The sequence below is a fragment of the Bacillus sp. CGMCC 1.16607 genome (genome assembly GCF_042683745.1).
GTDB lineage: Bacteria > Bacillota > Bacilli > Bacillales > Cytobacillaceae > Pseudoneobacillus.
In genome coordinates, this window is sequence record NZ_JBHUJX010000036.1 from 135,662 (window position 1) to 154,590 (window position 18,929).

General features: G+C 39.2%; 23 protein-coding genes. 13 read left to right on the forward strand and 10 right to left on the reverse strand.

Annotated features, from left to right (window positions below; translation table 11 throughout):
- Positions 1-29 precede the first annotated feature (29 nt).
- Positions 30-785, forward strand: coding sequence for an RsfA family transcriptional regulator (locus ACFSO7_RS23080; RefSeq protein ID WP_377879814.1), 756 nt, complete (start codon positions 30-32; stop codon positions 783-785).
- A gap of 77 nt (positions 786-862) precedes the next feature.
- Here the strand turns inward: ACFSO7_RS23080 and lipL are convergent, their stop codons facing one another.
- Complete coding sequence (lipL, locus tag ACFSO7_RS23085) at positions 863-1,705, reverse strand: octanoyl-[GcvH]:protein N-octanoyltransferase (protein WP_377879815.1); 843 nt, start codon at positions 1,703-1,705, stop codon at positions 863-865.
- Between the two features lie 85 nt (positions 1,706-1,790).
- Complete coding sequence (pta, locus tag ACFSO7_RS23090) at positions 1,791-2,762, reverse strand: phosphate acetyltransferase (RefSeq protein WP_377879816.1); 972 nt, start codon at positions 2,760-2,762, stop codon at positions 1,791-1,793.
- Between the two features lie 260 nt (positions 2,763-3,022).
- On the opposite strand from pta, the gene hemQ reads away from it, so the two are divergent.
- Both hemQ and gerQ read left to right on the forward strand, forming a co-directional pair.
- Positions 3,023-3,766 carry a hydrogen peroxide-dependent heme synthase gene (hemQ, locus tag ACFSO7_RS23095; protein ID WP_377879817.1) on the forward strand — a complete coding sequence of 248 codons (744 nt, stop codon included), beginning with the start codon at positions 3,023-3,025 and terminating at the stop codon, positions 3,764-3,766.
- Positions 3,767-3,916: 150 nt separating this feature from the next.
- Entirely contained in the window at positions 3,917-4,393 is a 477-nt protein-coding gene (gene gerQ, locus ACFSO7_RS23100) for a spore coat protein GerQ (protein WP_377879818.1), read from the forward strand.
- Positions 4,394-4,433: 40 nt separating this feature from the next.
- On the opposite strand, the gene ACFSO7_RS23105 is transcribed toward gerQ, so the two are convergent.
- The 6 genes from ACFSO7_RS23105 to mobA form a co-directional block, all read right to left on the reverse strand.
- Positions 4,434-4,805, reverse strand: coding sequence for a DUF423 domain-containing protein (locus ACFSO7_RS23105; protein WP_377879819.1), 372 nt, complete (start codon positions 4,803-4,805; stop codon positions 4,434-4,436).
- Between the two features lie 18 nt (positions 4,806-4,823).
- Positions 4,824-5,096: a YwdI family protein gene (locus ACFSO7_RS23110; protein ID WP_377879820.1), complete on the reverse strand. Its 273-nt coding sequence runs from the start codon at positions 5,094-5,096 to the stop codon at positions 4,824-4,826.
- A 134-nt stretch (positions 5,097-5,230) separates the two neighbouring features.
- On the reverse strand, positions 5,231-6,250 hold the full coding sequence (locus ACFSO7_RS23115; protein WP_377879821.1) for a thiazole biosynthesis adenylyltransferase ThiF: 1,020 nt from the start codon (positions 6,248-6,250) through the stop codon (positions 5,231-5,233).
- A 25-nt stretch (positions 6,251-6,275) separates the two neighbouring features.
- A complete protein-coding gene (gene moaD, locus ACFSO7_RS23120) occupies positions 6,276-6,509 on the reverse strand; it encodes a molybdopterin converting factor subunit 1 (protein ID WP_377879822.1) in 234 nt (77 codons plus the stop codon).
- The gene (locus ACFSO7_RS23125; RefSeq protein ID WP_377879823.1) at positions 6,502-6,969 is read right to left on the reverse strand and encodes a molybdenum cofactor biosynthesis protein MoaE; all 468 of its coding nucleotides are present in this window, start codon (positions 6,967-6,969) and stop codon (positions 6,502-6,504) included. The genes moaD and ACFSO7_RS23125 overlap by 8 nt, the downstream gene beginning before the upstream one ends.
- Positions 6,966-7,607 (reverse strand): molybdenum cofactor guanylyltransferase, encoded by a 642-nt coding sequence (gene mobA / locus ACFSO7_RS23130; protein WP_377879824.1) that lies wholly within the window; start codon positions 7,605-7,607, stop codon positions 6,966-6,968. The genes ACFSO7_RS23125 and mobA overlap by 4 nt, the downstream gene beginning before the upstream one ends.
- Positions 7,608-7,687: 80 nt before the next feature.
- Here mobA and pdxK point away from each other — a divergent pair, with 80 nt between their 5' ends.
- The 3 genes from pdxK to bshB2 all read left to right on the forward strand — a co-directional run bounded on the left by pdxK (position 7,688) and on the right by bshB2 (position 9,652).
- Positions 7,688-8,500 carry a pyridoxine/pyridoxal/pyridoxamine kinase gene (gene pdxK, locus ACFSO7_RS23135; protein ID WP_377879825.1) on the forward strand — a complete coding sequence of 271 codons (813 nt, stop codon included), beginning with the start codon at positions 7,688-7,690 and terminating at the stop codon, positions 8,498-8,500.
- Between the two features lie 125 nt (positions 8,501-8,625).
- Entirely contained in the window at positions 8,626-8,973 is a 348-nt protein-coding gene (locus tag ACFSO7_RS23140) for a YojF family protein (protein ID WP_377879826.1), read from the forward strand.
- Positions 8,974-8,986: 13 nt separating this feature from the next.
- Positions 8,987-9,652: a bacillithiol biosynthesis deacetylase BshB2 gene (gene bshB2, locus ACFSO7_RS23145; RefSeq protein ID WP_377879827.1), complete on the forward strand. Its 666-nt coding sequence runs from the start codon at positions 8,987-8,989 to the stop codon at positions 9,650-9,652.
- Between the two features lie 234 nt (positions 9,653-9,886).
- Here the strand turns inward: bshB2 and ACFSO7_RS23150 are convergent, their stop codons facing one another.
- The gene (locus tag ACFSO7_RS23150) at positions 9,887-10,855 is read right to left on the reverse strand and encodes an NERD domain-containing protein (protein ID WP_377879828.1); all 969 of its coding nucleotides are present in this window, start codon (positions 10,853-10,855) and stop codon (positions 9,887-9,889) included.
- A gap of 295 nt (positions 10,856-11,150) precedes the next feature.
- A complete protein-coding gene (locus ACFSO7_RS23155) occupies positions 11,151-11,894 on the reverse strand; it encodes a Crp/Fnr family transcriptional regulator (protein WP_377879829.1) in 744 nt (247 codons plus the stop codon).
- Positions 11,895-12,132: 238 nt separating this feature from the next.
- Between ACFSO7_RS23155 and ACFSO7_RS23160 the strand changes: the two genes are divergently transcribed.
- The 7 genes from ACFSO7_RS23160 to ACFSO7_RS23190 all read left to right on the forward strand — a co-directional run bounded on the left by ACFSO7_RS23160 (position 12,133) and on the right by ACFSO7_RS23190 (position 18,889).
- Entirely contained in the window at positions 12,133-12,588 is a 456-nt protein-coding gene (locus ACFSO7_RS23160) for a cytochrome C (protein ID WP_377879830.1), read from the forward strand.
- 46 nt (positions 12,589-12,634) lie between these two features.
- A complete protein-coding gene (gene nosZ, locus ACFSO7_RS23165) occupies positions 12,635-14,506 on the forward strand; it encodes a Sec-dependent nitrous-oxide reductase (protein WP_377879831.1) in 1,872 nt (623 codons plus the stop codon).
- Positions 14,507-14,648: 142 nt separating this feature from the next.
- A complete protein-coding gene (locus ACFSO7_RS23170; protein ID WP_377879832.1) occupies positions 14,649-15,218 on the forward strand; it encodes a hypothetical protein in 570 nt (189 codons plus the stop codon).
- Positions 15,215-16,555 carry a nitrous oxide reductase family maturation protein NosD gene (gene nosD, locus ACFSO7_RS23175; RefSeq protein ID WP_377879833.1) on the forward strand — a complete coding sequence of 447 codons (1,341 nt, stop codon included), beginning with the start codon at positions 15,215-15,217 and terminating at the stop codon, positions 16,553-16,555. Before ACFSO7_RS23170 ends, nosD begins: the two co-directional genes overlap by 4 nt.
- A complete protein-coding gene (locus ACFSO7_RS23180; RefSeq protein ID WP_377879834.1) occupies positions 16,519-17,316 on the forward strand; it encodes an ABC transporter permease in 798 nt (265 codons plus the stop codon). The genes nosD and ACFSO7_RS23180 overlap by 37 nt, the downstream gene beginning before the upstream one ends.
- The gene (locus ACFSO7_RS23185) at positions 17,313-17,990 is read left to right on the forward strand and encodes an ABC transporter ATP-binding protein (RefSeq protein ID WP_377879835.1); all 678 of its coding nucleotides are present in this window, start codon (positions 17,313-17,315) and stop codon (positions 17,988-17,990) included. Before ACFSO7_RS23180 ends, ACFSO7_RS23185 begins: the two co-directional genes overlap by 4 nt.
- Positions 17,987-18,889 (forward strand): FixH family protein, encoded by a 903-nt coding sequence (locus ACFSO7_RS23190; protein ID WP_377879836.1) that lies wholly within the window; start codon positions 17,987-17,989, stop codon positions 18,887-18,889. Before ACFSO7_RS23185 ends, ACFSO7_RS23190 begins: the two co-directional genes overlap by 4 nt.
- Positions 18,890-18,929 lie beyond the last annotated feature (40 nt).

The window sequence follows — 18,929 nt, forward strand, 5'->3', positions numbered from 1 at the left end:
TATTTGAATAATGAAGGAGTGTCTAAAAAATGAAGGTTAGACAAGATGCATGGACAGACGAAGATGATTTACTATTAGCAGAAACAGTATTAAGACATGTGAGAGAAGGAAGCACACAATTGAATGCTTTTGAAGAAGTTGGAGATAAGCTAAATCGAACTTCCGCAGCCTGTGGGTTCCGCTGGAATGCGGTAGTGCGCCATCGTTATGAAAAAGCTCTGTCTCTTGCGAAAAAACAACGTAAGCAAAAAAATCGTATTCTCGGAAAAGAACAAGGTGGGAAGAAGAAACTATTATATAATCCACCAGTACCAGCTTTCGAAGAGATTGAGACAATGGTAGAATTCGGCGAAATGGATATGGTAGAACCTATTGAAGTGAATCAGGGAGAACCTGTACTTTCTGAAACGACTAGATATCCAATGCCAACGGAACAACCAACTGTTCAACCACAGTATGTAAAAAGTGAAACTTCTCCTTTATCAATGGACATGGTCATTCGCTATTTACAAAATCTAGGGAATTCTTCGTTACAAAGAGAAGCATTCAAAATTGAGAATGAAAGATTATCACGTGAAAATAGAGAACTTAAAAAGCACAACGCAGAATTGGAAGCAAAAATCGAACAACTAGAAAAACAAACCGACACCGTGCAAGAAGATTATGAAACATTAATGAAAATCATGAACCGCGCAAGAAAACTCGTCCTATTTGAAGAAGAAGAGCGCCCAGCAACAAAATTCAAAATGGATCGCAATGGAAACCTAGAAAAAGTAGCTGAATAAATAGATAATCATTCGGAGAAGAGAACGCGCAACATCCCATATTAAAGAGGGTCTGTCCATTTATGACAGACCCTTTGTCATCCTAGATTTAACATTTTCTCATTTCTCTCCACTACTCTTTTAAAATACCCATCAAATAGAGTTAATTCTTCTGGAGTTAAAGACCCTGCATAAATTTTTTCACTATTTTTCTTTAAAGTTGTTAAAAAGCGCAGCATGACGTCCGAAATCGTAAGCTCTACACCTAACAGCTCAGTTAATGACGCCATCACATCGGGATTAATTTCAGGGAAAGCATTCTTTATTTGCTCATTCCCCTTCGAGATAGAATAAAAGTCTTGAATTAACTGTGCTCTCCCACTACCGCTCCCATTGACACATAAATAAATTTGAACAGCGACACCGTTTCTTAACCGCCTTTGTGATATCCCTGCAAACTTTTTACCATCTATACTTAAGTCATAGCTACCCGGACAATACGAACCGACTATTTCCTTCGCCTCAATCTCTACCTCAAAATCCGCAAACATTTCCTTTACACAATCCCACATTGCATCATAGCCGCTATTAATATCTATTTTTCTTTCCGTTTCTTGAAAAATAAGGGTTAAATTTAAAACTCCTTCGTCCAAAACTACCGCCAATCCACCCGAATTTCGAACGATATATTGATAGCCTTGCTCCTCAACGTATTGAAGCCCTTTCTCCAAAAAGGGCAGCCTCGTATCTTGGATGCCAAGAACAATCGTTTGATAATGCACCCACGAGCGTGCTGTAGAAGGAGATTCACCACTCCCTACCGCTTCGCATAAAGTATCATCGGTTCCAAACGATTGTAAGGCATGAAAGTGTGAACCAGCACTAGATTGGTCAATAACTCGCCATTGTGTTTGATGTAAAAGGTGATTTTCTGCCACCATCAGCCCAGTCTCCTCGTTAAAAACTATCTTTACATTATAACATGATAGCCATGGAAGATAGACTTCCGTTCCCCTAATATCTCAACTATAATGCCTGAGCAGCCGTAATTAACGCCAGCTTATACACATCTTCCTCATTACATCCACGGGATAAATCGTTTACCGGCCTATTTAAGCCCTGAAGAATTGGTCCCACTGCTTCGAATTTCCCTAACCGTTGCGCAATTTTATAGCTAATATTTCCAGCCTCTAAGCTTGGAAAAATAAATACATTTGCATCCCCCTGAATAACAGAGTCAGGCGCCTTCGATTTTGCTACCGACGGAACAAAAGCCGCATCGAATTGAAATTCTCCATCAATAATCAGTTCGGGATTGCGCCGCTTCGCTTCCTCTACCGCAGCAATGACTTTGTCCGTTTCAGGAGACTTTGCCGATCCCTTCGTTGAAAAGCTTAGCATCGCTACTCGTGGTTCAATGTCGAACATATCCGCCGTTTTTGCACTTTCAATGGCAATCTCCGCTAAATCCTGACTATCTGGTGAAATATTAATTGCGCAGTCAGCAAAAACATATTTTTCATCGTCTCGAACCATGATGAATACACCAGAAGTTTTGCGAACGCCTTCCTTTGTTTTGATAATTTGCAAAGCCGGTCTTACCGTATCCGCTGTGGAATGGGTAGCCCCACTCACTAACCCATGTGCTTGATTCGTATGTACGAGCATCGTTCCAAAATAATTACCATCCAGTAGAATTTTCCTAGCGTCCTCTTCGGTCGCCTTTCCTTTTCGTCTCTCCACAAACGAAGCAACAAGCTCCTCCATCTGTGGATGAGTTTCAGGATGATGGATTTCAACCGCATCCAAAGTTACTCCCAGCGTTTTCGCTTTTTCTGAAATCTCACCTTTATCACCAATTAAAATAGGTGTTAAAATATTTTCAGCAGCTAGTCGACTTGTCGCCTTTAAAATTCTCTCATCCATTCCTTCAGGAAAAACAATTCTCAGCCCTTTTCCACTCACTTTTGATTTTAAAATTGAGAACAAATCACTCATTTAGTTACCCCCTTTTATTACGTTCACCCATTAAGCATACTATTTCATTATGAAAATTCAATGTCATGAACGTCTACATTTCAAATGTTCACTTTTTCGTAAAATATTATCCCCTTCCAATGAAAGTACCATCTAATTATGAAAAATTAATGACAATTATCCTTAGATTTCTTCACCTGATGGGTTCATAAACGTGACTCTTGGAAAAACTATGATATAGTTATGATGTTACATAGAATTGATTTATAGGAGTGATTGAAGTGTCTGAAGTAGCACAAACATTTGAAGGCTGGTATTGCCTACATGACTTCCGTTCAGTAGATTGGACAACATGGAAAATGCTTTCTAGTGATGAGCGCCAAGCAGCCATTCACGAGTTTCTAAATCTTGTTGAAAAATGGAATAGTACCCAAACTCGCAAAGAAGGCAGTCATGCTCTTTATACAATTGTTGGCCAAAAGGCTGATTTTATGATGATGATTTTACGACCTACAATGGAAGAATTGAATGCCATTGAAACAGAATTCAATAAAACAAAATTAGCAGAATTTACTGTTCCTGCTCATTCCTATGTATCGGTTGTCGAGTTAAGCAACTACTTACCAGCTGGACAAGACCCAATGCAAAGCCCAGAATTTTTAGCTAGACTGTATCCTACATTACCAAAATCAAAATATGTTTGTTTCTATCCTATGGACAAGCGCCGCCAAGGAAATGATAACTGGTACATGCTTCCGATGGAAGACCGCCGTAAAATGATGCGCAGCCACGGCATGATCGGGCGTTCGTATGCTGGTAAAGTGAAACAAATCATTACTGGATCCGTTGGTTTTGATGACTATGAATGGGGAGTTACCTTATTCTCTGATGATGTCCTTCAATTTAAAAAGCTTGTATATGAAATGCGTTTTGACGAAGTAAGTGCTCGTTACGGTGAATTCGGAGCTTTCTTTGTTGGAAACCTATTGAATGAGGACGAAGTTTCTAAGTTTCTTTATGTTTAATTAACATTGCTCATAGCACCCGCTATGGGCATTTTTTTTGTGCTCCGACATTACTTTTTCGACCAATTGTCATATCTTTTCTTCCTTCTTCATATTTATGAGTTAGTGGGTCTTTACGATATATCTGCAAATAATAGGAGGGAAAAAAGTATGTATCCAAACAATTATAGCGGGTTTCAACCTTACACAGGAGCGGGTACCCAATCTCCATACTTCAATACTCAATACCAAGCCATGCCACAGGCAGGAGGTCCAAACCAAGGCCAAGTACCAGTGCCCTTTCCACAAAATGCCCCTATACCTAAAGGTCAAGGGCAAGGACAACAAATGCCAGGCATGCTTCCCATTGAAGAATCCTATATTGAAAATATTTTACGCTTAAACAAAGGAAAGCTCGTTGAAGTTTACGCCACTTTCGAAAATAATAGCCAATGGAATGCAAAAATTTTTAAAGGAATTATTGAAGCGGCCGGAAGAGATCATCTCATTTTAAGTGACCCACAAACTGGTCAAAGAATCTTACTTCCAATGGTGTACTTAGATTATGTTACATTTGAAGAAGAAATCGAGTATGAGTATCCATTTGGTGGAGGAGCCCCTAATTTGAGTAGTTACCCACCTCGATAAAAGAATGGGACCAGATCATTTGGATCTGGTCCACATTTTTTTATAAATATTTAACCGCAGCCACTATTAAGAGTACCCAAGCCACCAAGAATGCAATGCCTCCAAAAGGTGTAATAGCCCCTAAAATACTTATTTTCGTTACACTTAAAACATACAAGCTTCCTGAAAATAAAATAATTCCAATAAACATTAACCATCCCGACCAGGATAATAGTTGATTAGCAGGAATCTTCCCTAAAAGAACCCCAATAATTAGTAGTCCAGTTGCATGGAACATTTGATAAGTTACCCCTGTTTTCCATGTTTCTAAATATTTCGGTTCCAGCTTTCCTTCTAGTCCATGCGCTCCAAAAGCCCCAAGTGCTACAGCTAAAAAGGCGTTTAAAGCACCTAAAATAATAAATACCTTCATTATCCAAAACTCCTCACTTTAAAAATCAAATAATGACTCTCCATTTGCTTCCTCATCCATCTCCAACTTTTTGGATGTAAGAGAAGGCGAGGATACGACCTGGGAAATCTGCTCGGTTGAAAAAACAACATCCTTCCGATTTACACTTGTGTCGTTCTCTTCTAGCAAAAGCTCACATAATATTTTTATCGAATGGATGTTTTCCCGTACTTTTGAAATATTCTCTTCCTGTTTCGCTTTAAATAATTCACTTTCCATTTTCCTTAAAAGGTGACTAATCGAAATACTCATTCACATCATCCTTCATTCTGTCTATTTCTTCATTTAACCAGTCAAAATATTTGATGAAAAATGACACATTTTAAATGTTTCACATGAAACAGGTCGAAGTTTGTCAAAAAAACTAACTTCTCTGGCCTCATTAATTACCCTAATATTCTCTGATAAATCGCCTTTGCGTGTGTAAGGTCCTTTGTCCCGTGAATTAATGCTCTACCATCATTAAAAATGACCAGTCTATTCTCTTCCCACTCTACCGATAATAGATACGGGTTTCCTTTTACCTCATACCCTAGTCTTTTTAACTGATCGGCTAATTCACTTAAAACAAGCTTTTGTTCTTTTGGCGGACGAATTTGAACGGTGTCCCGACCGCAAAGCACCGTCGTTTTTGTATGATTCTCTAGCTCTAAATAAGGATAGGTTGGCTGTTCGCCACAAGAAAGACAATGAGGCTTCTTTGCTTTTGACATTTTCATAGACGAATACTGATTTCTCCACATATCAAAACTAACAAATGAAGTCCTTAACGAATCCCAATCCTCCACTAATATTTTTAGTGCTTCTGTCGTTTGATGGGCAATCACCATTTGGACAGTAGGACCAATTATTCCACCCGTATCACAGGTCATCCCTTGTATCGGAATCGATTGAAGAAGACAGTTTAAACAAGGGGTTTTTCCGGGTACGATCGTAAAGCTCATGCCAAAGCTTCCGACACAGGCACCATAAATCCATGGAAGCTGATGCTTTTGTGACAGATCATTGATCATCATTCTTGTTTCGAAATTATCAGTCGCATCAATGATTAAATCAACGTCTCCCAATAATCCCTCCAGCATTTCCACATTAGCATCACCGATGATAGGTTGAATGTGAACAGACGAATTAATCGCAGTTAGTCTTTTAAAGGCAGCTGCCGCTTTCGGCAACTTCTCGAGCACATCTTCCTCTGTATATAATTGCTGGCGCCCAAGATTACTCGCCTCGACATAATCGCGGTCAATAATCGTTAATCTTCCTACCCCTGCTCGCGTCAATACCTCTGCATTCCCTGATCCAAGGGCTCCAGCACCAATTAATAGTACATGCTTCGAGCGGATTTTGGCTTGCCCGTCTTTACCGATTGGTGAAAAAAGCTCTTGTCTAGAATATCGATCGAACATATTCAAATCCCCCAATCATTTGCCATTAACCGCCACTCACTGGTGGAATAAAGGCAATTGTGTCTCCTTCTTGAATCATTTCCTCATCCGTAGCAAATTCCTCATTAATTGCAGTCATCACTGTATCTAACTTTTGAAAACCAAATTGGGCAGCAATATCATGTTTTAATTGAGCGACTGTTTTTCCCGTTGCCTGAATATCGATGGATTCACTACCAGTGATATCACGTAAATGGGCAAAAAATAGCACTTTATTCATTGAAATCGCCTCCTTCTGGTTTACCACTTGGATACGCAACCGTTTCTAATTGATTGCCAATCCATTCCTGTCCATCTTCCCAATGTTCCTTTTTCCAAATTGGAACGATTTCCTTAATTCGTTCAATCGCATAACGATTCGCTTCATAAGAATCTGCTCGATGAGGAGTGGAAACGGCAATTACAACAGCTACATCAGTAATATCTAGCTTCCCAACTCGATGAGTAATCGCAACTTTCGCACCGCTCCAGCGCGTCTCAATTTCTGTACCAATTTGTGCAAGCTTTTTAACAGCCATCGATTCATATGCTTCATAAACTAAATAAAGCGTCTTTTTTCCATAGGTTAATTCTCTCACAGATCCAATAAAAGTCGTAATCGCTCCCGCTTCCCGTTGAATCACTTTATCAATAACCGATTGAATATCAATCGGATCTTTCGCTATTTCAAAAAAATTCATTTCCTCACCTCATCGGGATCTATTCGTCTGTTTTTCTCATTCATTTTATCGTATTGAATGGCTTTTTCATATTCTTCTGGTGTATTCATATTAAATAACGCCATCTGAAGCGATTCGTCATCTATAATCTTCAATTTGATTCGATCAAGAAAGGATCTCATTTTAAGCTGGTTATCATCTAGTGAATGTTGAATCTCCTCTAGGCAGCTTTTTCGATATGCCGCAAATAGTGGATTTAGCTTGCCTTCTATCCTTGGTACAACGGCATCAAAATGCTCTAAATGTTGGATAAGTGTTTTGGCTAGAGTTTGGGAAACAAAGGGCATATCGCAAGCGATAATTAAATTATTTTCATTAGACGATGCCATCAATCCAGCTTCTAATCCAGCTAACGGTCCCATATTTTTTCGTAAATCTGCAACAAGTGGCAAACCAAGAAACTCGTAATCTTCAAAATGATTCGTGACAACGATTAACTCCGTCGTAACCGCCTTCATCTCTTCAACTATTTTTTCAATAACCGTTGTATGATCAATCCTTAGTAAGGCTTTATTCGTCCCCATTCGACTTGACTTTCCACCAGCTAAAATAATTCCCGTTACGTTCAACTTCTTCACCTCGACCACTTCTTTTGCCAATTATAACACTCACTATATACTTTTTAGCAGTGAAAAATACTGATATAATCTAATGACGAGGAATAAAAGGAGGAAAAACGATGACATTAAATAAAGTCTTAACCATTGCTGGATCAGATACAAGTGGCGGAGCAGGGATCCAAGCCGATCTGAAAACGTTCCAAGAACTTGGTGTGTATGGAATGACAGCATTAACGACCATTGTGACGATGGACCCAAAAAATGGCTGGCATCATAACGTGTTCCCACAGGCGATTTCTACTTTAGAATCGCAATTAGAGACGATCCTTTCTGTTGGCGTTAATGCGATGAAAACAGGTATGCTCGGCTCAGTTGAAATCATCGAATTAGCAGCAAAATATATCGACGAACACCAATTAAAAAATGTAGTCATTGACCCGGTTATGGTTTGTAAAGGCGAAGATGAAGTTCTTCACCCTGAAACAACGGATGCCCTTCGAGAAGTGTTAGTTCCACGTGCGACCGTTGTGACTCCAAACCTTTTTGAAGCAGGACAACTTGCCCAAACTGGTCCAATTCGTACACTAGATGAAATGCAATTGGCGGCGGAAAAAATCCATAGTCTTGGAGCCAAGTATGTGCTAATTAAAGGTGGAAGCAAGCTAAACCACGATAAAGCCGTTGATTTGCTTTTTGACGGACAAGAGCATATATGGTTTGAAGCTGAAAAAATCAACACAACGTATACACATGGAGCTGGATGTACATACTCAGCTGCAATTACGGCAGAACTAGCAAAAGGAAAAACAGTGGTGGAGGCCGTTCAACTAGCGAAGGATTTTACAGCGGCAGCCATTCGTCACGGATTTAAGTTAAATGAATACGTTGGGCCAACAATGCATGGAGCATATCGCACCTACGGGGAAAAATAAGAACATGGAAGAAAAAGAGTCGATTTGACTCTTTTTTTATTTGAGTAGAGTCTCCTTTTTCGCTTTTCTTTCACTTTTTTTGTAAAATGGAGGAACGGAAAAACTTTAAAGTAGGGGGAAAAGATGTGGAAACGGTAAATTTGGAGCTTGTTCAGCAAGCAATCAATCAATTTGCGAACGAAATGGTTTATGTTCATTTAGAAACTACGAATGGCGCCTATGCAAACCACAATGATGAAACGTTTTTCTCCTCAGGTGCGTATATTCGAAATGCTCATGTACACCTAGAACATGGCAAAATAACTGGGCCTGGTCCTTTCCGCGCAGGCATAAAAATTCCACTCGGCTGGATCTATGCAGAAGGAATCACTCATTACACAATCGATGAAAAAGGACGACTTCTCTTGGCTGGATATGATTTTAAAGGGAAACTCGCCGTTGCACTTGAAGTAAGCAGAACCCCTTTTGAATAGGAGATGATCACAAATGGAAAAAGAAAGACAGGTACTTGTTGTATTTCCACATCCTGATGACGAAGCCTTTGGTGTTTCTGGTACGATCGCTACTTACGTAAACATGGGAACTCCTGTTACATATGCATGCCTTACCTTAGGGGAAATGGGTAGAAATATGGGAAATCCATTGTTTGCTAATCGGGAAACACTACCACTCGTTCGGAAAAAAGAGCTAGAAGAGGCAGCATCCGCACTTGGTATTACCGATTTACGAATGATGGGTATCCGTGATAAAACAGTTGAATTCGTGGAAGAAGAGAAACTAGTTGGAATGATGACCTCCTTGCTTGAAGAGCTAAAGCCTTCGCTTGTCATCACCTTCTATCCCGGATATTCTGTTCATCCTGATCATGAAGCTTGTGGCGCTGCAGTCGTGAAAGCGGTTGGTATGCTCGCGGAAAACGAACGACCTAAGCTCCACTGCGTTGCTTTTTCAAAAAACTGTGAACAGGAAATTGGAAAGCCAGACATCGTGAACACAATTACCGATGTATTGCCGATTAAACTTGCGACATTGCGCGCCCATCGCTCTCAAACAGAGCAATTTACGAAGGATTTAGAGCAAAAACTCGAAACAGGTGACGATCAAATCTTAACTTGGCTGCAAAACGAGCGTTTTTGGACATATAAATTTTAATTTTAAGGAGTCTAGCGTGGGATAGCGCTAGACTTTTTGCTTTTGTGAGGTATTTTTCACCATCAAAATTTAGTGGGAAAACTTTATCCGTCCAAATATGTAGTTTATCCGACTTTTTCAGTGATATATCCGACCCTTTTCTTTATATATCCGCGCATATCCCAACTATATCCGCCGATTTCACATTTCTGTCACATTATTTCATTTTCAAATAACTAGTTTCACCCCGCCTCACTACTTTACACTCAATTGATAAGCTCGCCCCTTCCCTTTTCCTATAGCTTCTAATCCACTCATTCTAAGCATTTTTGTTGCGATATCAGGACTATCAATATGAAGAAATCTTCTAAATTGAGAATTCGAAATAGTAGGATGAAATAATAGAAAATAATCTTTAAGAGCCTCTAGATGCGCATTTTTATAGCTTTTCCCACATTTAGGGCAATACCATTTTCCTGCTTGGTAGGTTAGTGGTAAGAATTCACAATCTGGACAATGAACACCTGTTTTTAGTTCTGATTGGTCTATTTGATATTGTTGAAGAATTTCTGAGGACAGAGGAGTATGCGATTTTAGGAGCATTTTACATAGTTTTCGAAGTTCTTTGTCATTGATTTTTTCAGCTAGGTATTTTTCACTTAATTTATCAATTTCCCATGTGAGCCCAGCAATACTACAGATTTTTTTTGCATATGAATGATTTTCGGAAGTGACATGAATAATCGTTTTTGGATGGCTAATGGTCACGAGGAATTCGATCGGTAATTGAGGAAATTTGTGCTTTTTGAACCATTTCGTTAATTGTTGTTGGTGCATTCTAGCTTGGGAAACTGGATCTGAAAATGCTTCAATCCTACCATCATCACTTTTTCTAGTTAACTGATGCTTATCAAGATCGAAATATAGAGTACCAGAAATGTTTTTTGCTTCAATGATAAGTGCAAAGCATGGGGAAAGGACAAGTGTATCGATTTGAAAAAAGTGGTCACCGATTGGGAGACGTAGATCTCTAAAAATATAAAAGTCTGTTTGAGAGATTCGTTCTAATTTCTTATCTACCTCTCTTTCTCCTCGTAGACCTGCAATCCTTCGATAGAGTTCCTGTTCGATTAAATGCCTTTTCGGATGACGAATGGGCACTCTCCTTAGTAAAGCAGCTAATAGTAAAATTTTTTCCGGGATTAACCGATCTTTTATGACCAAACTGTATCACCTCTTATACGTTTTATGTAGATTTTCCACAAAAGGGTGTCCATTCCTACTAGAAAATGTGACAAATTGAAGAACTTTTGCAAAAAAAGAGGCTAATCACATCAGCAAGGATTTATATCCGACCTTTTTAACGATATATCCGCGAATTACCTCATGATATCCGACCCTTTTCTCTTTATATCCGCGCATATCCCAACTATATCCGCCGATTTCACATTTCCTCCACAAACTCTGACTTTTTCCACAGAAAAAAGCCGACCCAGACAAGCTAGGTCGACCACACACTTTAATACCCTGGCTTTATCAACGAACAAAACAAACACCAGTCTGTAATAATAATTTTTCGTTCGCGCAAATCGATAAATCCATCTTTTTTCAATTTTGAAAAGACGCGGCTAATGCTTTCTCTGGAAACACCCACAACCGTCGCAAATTCTTGTACATTCAAAGGGATTTCTATCGGGTCGCGCGAAAATAGATCTCCTCTAAATTTCTGTGCAAGACGCTCTAACGTTTTAATCGTTTTTGTATAGACATCCAGTAAAGCGATATCTCTTAAAGTAGCTGTAAATTCCTGCAATTGTTCGCTCATATAACGGATCATCTGGATCGCAAGCTCTGGCTGATTTAACAGCTCAAGTTCTAAATCCTTCTTATTCAAAAAAGCAATGTCCCCATCCTCCAGCATAGCTGCCGTAGCTGGGTAACAAGTACTCGACTGATTAAATAAACAGGCTTCAGCAAAGATTTCGCCTTTTTTCTTAATACAAACAATCATTTCATTACCTTGTTCATCTTGTTTCGTTAGCTTAACTGAACCCGAGAAGACGAAGAAGACCCCTTCTGCCTCTGTCTCTTCCTCGATAATGCGTTGTCCCTTTTTATACTTGGTCCTTTTAATTCTTTGAACAACTCCAGAAAGGACGGCACTAGGCAAATGCTTGAATATCTCAATTTTTCTTATAAATGGCTCCAACTCAGCGAATGTAATAATTGCTAAATGAGGCTCGATCATTTCCTGACGGTACATTTCCTCACCTCCATTACTTTCTTCTTAAGAAAAGAGTAACGAATATAAAATGATTTCGAAGTGATATTTTTCACAATAAATACACAGAATTATTTGGAAAAATTCAGTTTCACAAAACCTTCACAGAAAACACACAATTCCTTCACAGATATTTCCAAATCATGTGCACTATATCACATTCTCTAGAACTCTTAAAACGTAGGATAAAAATGTAATTCGGATAATAGGAGGGATAAAAGTGCAAAAAGCCATTATTCAGTTTGTCATAACAGCTTTGCTAGGTTTAGGAATTGGATACCTTGCTTTCGATATCATCGGCGGAAAATCAAGCGATGACCAAGACGTTGCTACTACCGAGTCCAATACCCCCGACAAACAAGCCACTGAAAGCAAGGACGAAAACACAAACAAAGAGGAAAGTACGGAAACAGTTGCTGCCGACGGAGGTATTCTTTCTTCAAAAGGCTGCCTAGGCTGTCACTCCGTTGACGCCTTAAATCTAAAGGGCGGAGCAACAGGTCCAGATCTTTCACAGGCTTTTAACAATGTAGAAGGCAAGCATGGTAAACCAATTAACGAATTCCTAAAACAACCTACATCAGCTGTTATGTCAAGCGTCATCGGTGGTAGTCCACTATCAGATGAAGAAATTACACAAGTCGTTGATTTATTGAAAGAGGCTTCATCTAAATAACAGTAGTAATAAAAATTTTATAAATCATTAAGGTGGTGCTTTATTAATGAAGAAGTGGATTCCGGCTGCATCTGGCTTAGTTGCTGGGCTAATGGCAGCGACCGTTTTTTTCGCGGATTTCTCACCAGGACCAAAGGGCGAGGCTGCCAAGGATAACGGAAACAAAAGCAATGCAGAAAAGGTATATGTACCATTCGGGGAAAAAGATGATTACTATTTATTTGCCTCTGGTGGTCACTCTGGTCAAATGTTCATTTACGGTGTTCCGTCCATGCGCCATATCCGAACGGTTCCTGTCTTCTCACCAGACTCGGCAACAGGTTACGGATTCGACACCCATTCTAAAAAAATGATGGGCGGCTACAATTGGGGAGACCTTCATCACCCTGCTTTCTCAGAAACAGATGGTGATTATGATGGAAAATACATGTTTGCAACGGACGTCGGAAATAGCCGTGCTGCAGTTATGAACCTAGAAACTTTTACTACTCGGGACATTATAAGTGTTCCGAACACAAGTGGTCCTCACTGTGCCGCTTTCGTTACTCAGAATACTGAGTACATGTTCTTACCAACACGTTTTGCCGTGCCGATCGGTCATGAATATGCACCGTTAGATGATTACAGCAATAAATACAGAGGCGTTATGTCCGCAGTAACCTTTGATGAAAAATCCGAGAAGCTAAATATTGCCTATCAAGTCGCCCTTCCACCTTGGTCCTATGACCTTTCTGACGCTGGTAAAAAGATGTCAGGTGACTGGGCTGTTATGACTACATACAACACAGAAGAAGCGACAACAAATCTTGAAATTAATGCTTCCCAAGCCGATCGCGACTTTATCGTTCTTTTCAACTGGAAAGAGCTTGAGAAAATGGTGAAGGACGGTCAATACGACGAAGTCACAGGTCAAAAAATGATTTTCCCAGAAAAGCATAAAGGCGGAATTTACTTAGTTCCTGTTGCGAAATCACCACATGGCGTGGACGTAACTCCTGATGGAACACGCTTTATCGCCTCTGGAAAACTTGCACCAGCAATGACAGTCTTCTCTTTTGAAAAGGCATTCAAAGCAGTTGAAAATAAAGACTTTGCTGGCGAACGTAATGGGATTCCCATTTTAAACTATGATTCGGTTGTAGAAAGAGAAGTAAACCCTGAAAATGCGCTCGGACCTCTTCATACACAATTTGATGAAAAAGGAATGGCCTACACAACCATGTTCATTTCTTCTGAAGTTGTGAAATGGGATCCAAACACAGGTGAAACATTAGACCGCGTACCTGTCCAATATTCACCAGGTCACTCTGTTGCTGCTGAGGGCGACACGGTTGCTCCTGATGGAAAATACTTAGTCGCATTAAACAAAATTGCGAAAGATAGCTATTTATCGGTAGGACCTTCACATCCAGAGTCGATGCAATTAATTGATATTAGCGACAAAATGGAAGTCATCCAATCCGCACCGGTTAACCCAGAGCCGCACTATGCACAAATGATTAAAGCAGACAAGATCAAAACAATCACCGTTTACCCGAAAGATGAAAAGAACAAAGAGGCGGTTTATAAGCAAGATCAAACGAAGATTGTTCGTAACGGTAACAAAGTAGATGTATACGGCATTGCGATGCGTTCGAAATTTATCTTCGATTCAAAAGCGAAGCGTCCAGATACAATCGAAGTAAATGAAGGCGATGAAGTGACGATTCACTTAACAAATATTGACTTCGACCAAGATATCACTCATGGATTCGCCATCAATGGATACGACTTAAACATCGAAGTCCAACCAGGACAAACAAATACAGTTAAATTTACAGCAAATAAAGCAGGTACCTTCCCACTTTACTGTACAAACTTCTGTTCAGCCCTGCACCAAGAAATGACTGGATACTTCTTAGTTAAACCTAAAAATTAATGATCATAAGAAAAGCGCGACGTCCTGTCGCATTGTCGACCATCCTGTACATCGGGGCTAGGACGCTTGCGCTGGACAATTTTCAAGAAGGGTATCAATCATCTTGATACCCTCCTTCTCTTAAATGAAAGGTGTGGTTCCTTTGAATGGCAGTAAATTATCTATCACATCAAGTATATTCATTCTTATTGCAGCCGGATTAATCGTCGCATCCCTATTTTTCCCATGGTGGGCTATGAAATTTATTGCTCCCCAATATCCAGAAGGATTAAATATTATTGTCTACCCAGATAAATTAAAAGGGGAAATTGATATCGTTAACGGTTTAAACCATTACATCGGTATGTCGGAATTTAGTGAAGCCAACTTTCCAGAGCTGAAATATCTTAAATACTTAATTGGCGGTTTAGCAGCACTCACAGCTCTTACAGCCATATTAAGAAAAAAATCGATTCTTTTCGGATTAATTGGAATGTTCATCATTGGTGGTGCACTTGGCGTTTTTGACCTTTATCGTTGGTTAAAAAATTTCGGAACGAATTTAAGTCCCACCGCTCCTATTAAAGTGGACCCATTTATCCCGCCGATCATTGGGGAGAATACTTTAGCTAATTTTGTCACTTACAGTACTTTAGAAATGGGCACTTATTTTATTATTGCGGCCTTTGTACTATTATTAATTCCTTTATGGAAGGATCGAAAACCGTCATGAAAAACATAAAGCTCTTTCTTTTCATCATTCCTTTTTTAATCTGGTTCTTCCCATCTGCAACGGAGGCTGCTGATAGATTACAAGAGAAAATTGATGCAATGAAAGAAGGAGATGTATTAAAGCTTGAGGGCAAAACGTATGAAGGAAATATTGTCATCGATAAACCAATCGAAATTATCGGCACTGATCAAACGGTTATTAAAGGCGATGGAACAGGAAATGTCATTTCCATTAAAGCGCCTGGGGTAAAAATCAGTCACTTAAAAGTCACCCACAGCAGTATGAACAGAAACTCCCCAGAAGAGTTTGCTGCCATTAAGATTCACTCTAACGGAAATACGATTGAGCATATCATTATTCGTGACTCTTTTCACGGAATCTATTTAAGTCAGGCCCATGAAAATAAAATCCGATATGTGGATATTAAAGGTTTAGGAAAAGGGGAGATTGCGGGGCAAGGAAACGGTATTCACGTATATTACGCCAATGATAATTTGCTTGAACATAACACCATTGAAGGAACCCGGGATGGAATGTTTTTTGATTATGGCAACGGCAATGAAACAATTAAAAATTCCATTACAAAAACAAGATATGCCCTCCATTATATGTACTCTGACGAAAATCGCTTTATTGGCAATACATTTACGATGAATACAGGCGGGGCTGCTATTATGAACTCAAAATCAATCGAGTTAAAGGAGAATCATTTTTTATTTAATTATGGCCACCGCTCCTTTGGAATTCTACTATTATCAGCCAATGACATTACCGTTGAAAACAATACCTTTTATTTAAATCAAAGAGGTTTATATATTGATCAATCAACTGGAAACACAATTCGCAAAAATAAAATTATCCAAAATCAAATTGGAATCGAGCTTTGGGCAAGCTCCAACGACCAAGTTTTCACAGAAAACCAAATTACGGAGAATACCATCCCAGCGGTTGCCCTTGGTGGGCAAGGGAAAAACAGATGGAGTGGAAATGGCAAAGGAAATGACTGGGGAAGCGATTTTCCATTACCAGACTTGAATCAGGATAGATTAGGAGATTTCCCTGTCACATATCGTTCCTCCCTTTATCAATTAATGGAGGATCAAGAACTCACCTCTTTTTTCTTAAAAAGTCCTGCTCTCAAAATTTACGAAAAAATGAACGAATTTTTAAATGGAGATAAAGTCATGTTTGAAGATGAACATCCACTTATCTCCTCCAATGAGAATGAAAATCGATTAGGCTTGTATGGGGTTATCGGATTGGCTCTATTAGCCATTTTATACAAAGGGAGACATCAGCTATGTACTATATTTGGAAGGAATGGAAAGAAAATATAAGAGGTAAAGGACTATGGCTGGCGATGGGCATTATCGCCCTATTATCCATCAGCATGATGTATAAATCGTCTGTTCTTGCCGTGGATCAAGGATTTTACTTTTTACTTTTACATCTATTTGATACACTTATTTATTTCATTCCCGTTCTCTGCCTCTTCCTTGGTTCCTTTTCCATTTTCCAAGAAAAAGAGCAGAAAACACTGATAATGCTACTGACGAAACGAGAAACCTTTGCCAGCTTTTTATGGAAGAAAAGTGTGAGCATTATCGTCGTGTTTCTTAATCCCGTTCTCATATGGTTTTTCATTTATTTAGTTCCTTTAAAGTTTTTACTCATACTAGATGTTAAAAGTTATTTATTTTTTCTTACTGCACTATGCTCGGTCATGATTGTTTTCCTAATGCTTGGAACATTCATTGGAAGCATTAGTCGCTCCCGGATGCAGATTGTTGGGTTGACGATTTTCGTCTGGTTTTACTTCTTCTTTTTACATGACTTTATGATGCTATCGTTTTTGGAAAAAGTGACATATGAAAATGTAAAGCTTTTCTCCCTTTTTTACTTTTTAAATCCATTTCAAGCCGCCCGTATCTTTTTGGAAGGTGGAATTGGGGTGGTATCCGTCGGTCATATGTCCAAATTACTGCAAAACTTTTTATGGGCAAACCCAGCCGTCTTTTTACTTGGAAATATAGTGGTATGGGTCATGATTTCTTATCTTCTGGCATTGATCTTCCATCGTAAGGAGGGTGTCGAATGATTAAAGTTGAAAATCTTACACAGTCCTTCGGGAAAAAAGTGGTACTTGATCGTGTTTGTTTGGAAATTGAAACGAATGAGGTTTGTGCACTCGTCGGTCGAAACGGCGCTGGCAAGTCAACACTATTAAATAGCTTGCTTGGTCTCCTCCCTGTGAAAACAGGTGAGATTACTATTAATGGTGCCCTGCAAAGGCACGGTCGTGATATTTGGAAGAGCGGCATTGCTTACTTGCCTGAAAAATTTGCCCTCTACCCTACTTTAACTGGCTATGAAAATATTGTTTTTTTCGCTAAGGCTTCGAACGGAAAAATCAATGAAGAAAAAATAGAAATGGTGCTAAAATCCGTGCGACTGTGGGAAGACCGCCTGTTCCCAATTAAAAAGTATTCAAAAGGTATGCTGCAACGTCTAGGACTTGCGATTACACTATATCAAGATTCGAACATTTTAATTTTAGATGAGCCTACAAGTGGACTTGATCCCATCGGTCGAAAAGAGATATTGGAAGTATTAAAGAATTTAAGGCAAAAAACGATATTATTGTCTTCCCATCACCTTGATGAAATTAAGCAAGTCTGCACCCATGTTGCCTTTTTAGACAACGGAATTATCAATAAATATACTGTGGAGCAATTTTTAAAAATTCAAAAGCTTGGAGAGATGGAATCATGAGAAATTGGCTCATTATTAGCTTAATCTCTATGTTTATTTTGCTAGCTGGCTGTAGTGCCAAGCAAAATGTCGACATCGAAACAACAAAGCCATTATATTTTTCAAAAAATAAAGAAATGCCCTTCGAAATTAAAGTGACAGAAGATAGAAAAGTGGTGAAAGGTTTAAAGATTTCCGCTGAGTTATCGATGGTCGATATGGATCACGGAACAACCGAAGTAGCCTTTGATGAGGGGAAAGATGGTATTTATGCAAGTAAAGTGGAGCTACCAATGGAGGGCGACTGGGAAGTTGTTTATACGATTGATCGCGACGGGAAAACATTTGAAAAAGTCATTCAATATAAGGTGGAAGAAAGCCCTGGGGTGGCAATGATTAATGGTAAACTCATTACATCTGAAGATATCGAATTTTACCGCTTCATTAACACGCTTCACATTGCCATCAGTCGCAAGGTCGACGAGGCGAAATATACTGGTAAAGAATTAGAGAATTCCCTCGCTTACTGGGATACCCAAGAAAAAGCGAACGAAAATCAAAACCAGCTGTTAACGCAAATTATTCGCCTTCGAGCAATGGCGCTATTAGGTGAGGAAAAAGGGCACAAAGCAACAGCGGAAGAAGTGGACTCTGCACTAAAAACCGTCCGCGAACAATATGACGGCCATGAGATTGCCAAGAACATGATTAAAGAATTCGGCGAAGAAAAGTTTTGGGACATTGAAAAACGGCAATATGAAATGATCGTCCTTTCACAAAAGGTACAGCAAGACTTAATCGCTGATGTCAAAAAGAAAAATCCAAAAGTAAATGACCAAGAGATCTCCTATTTAGCGCAAAAAGTTTATGAAGAACTACTCGTTTCACAAGTAAACTCACTCGATATTGAAATATTTTAACTCTGTCTTATTTTAGGGCAGAGTTTTTGTATTTTGGGAG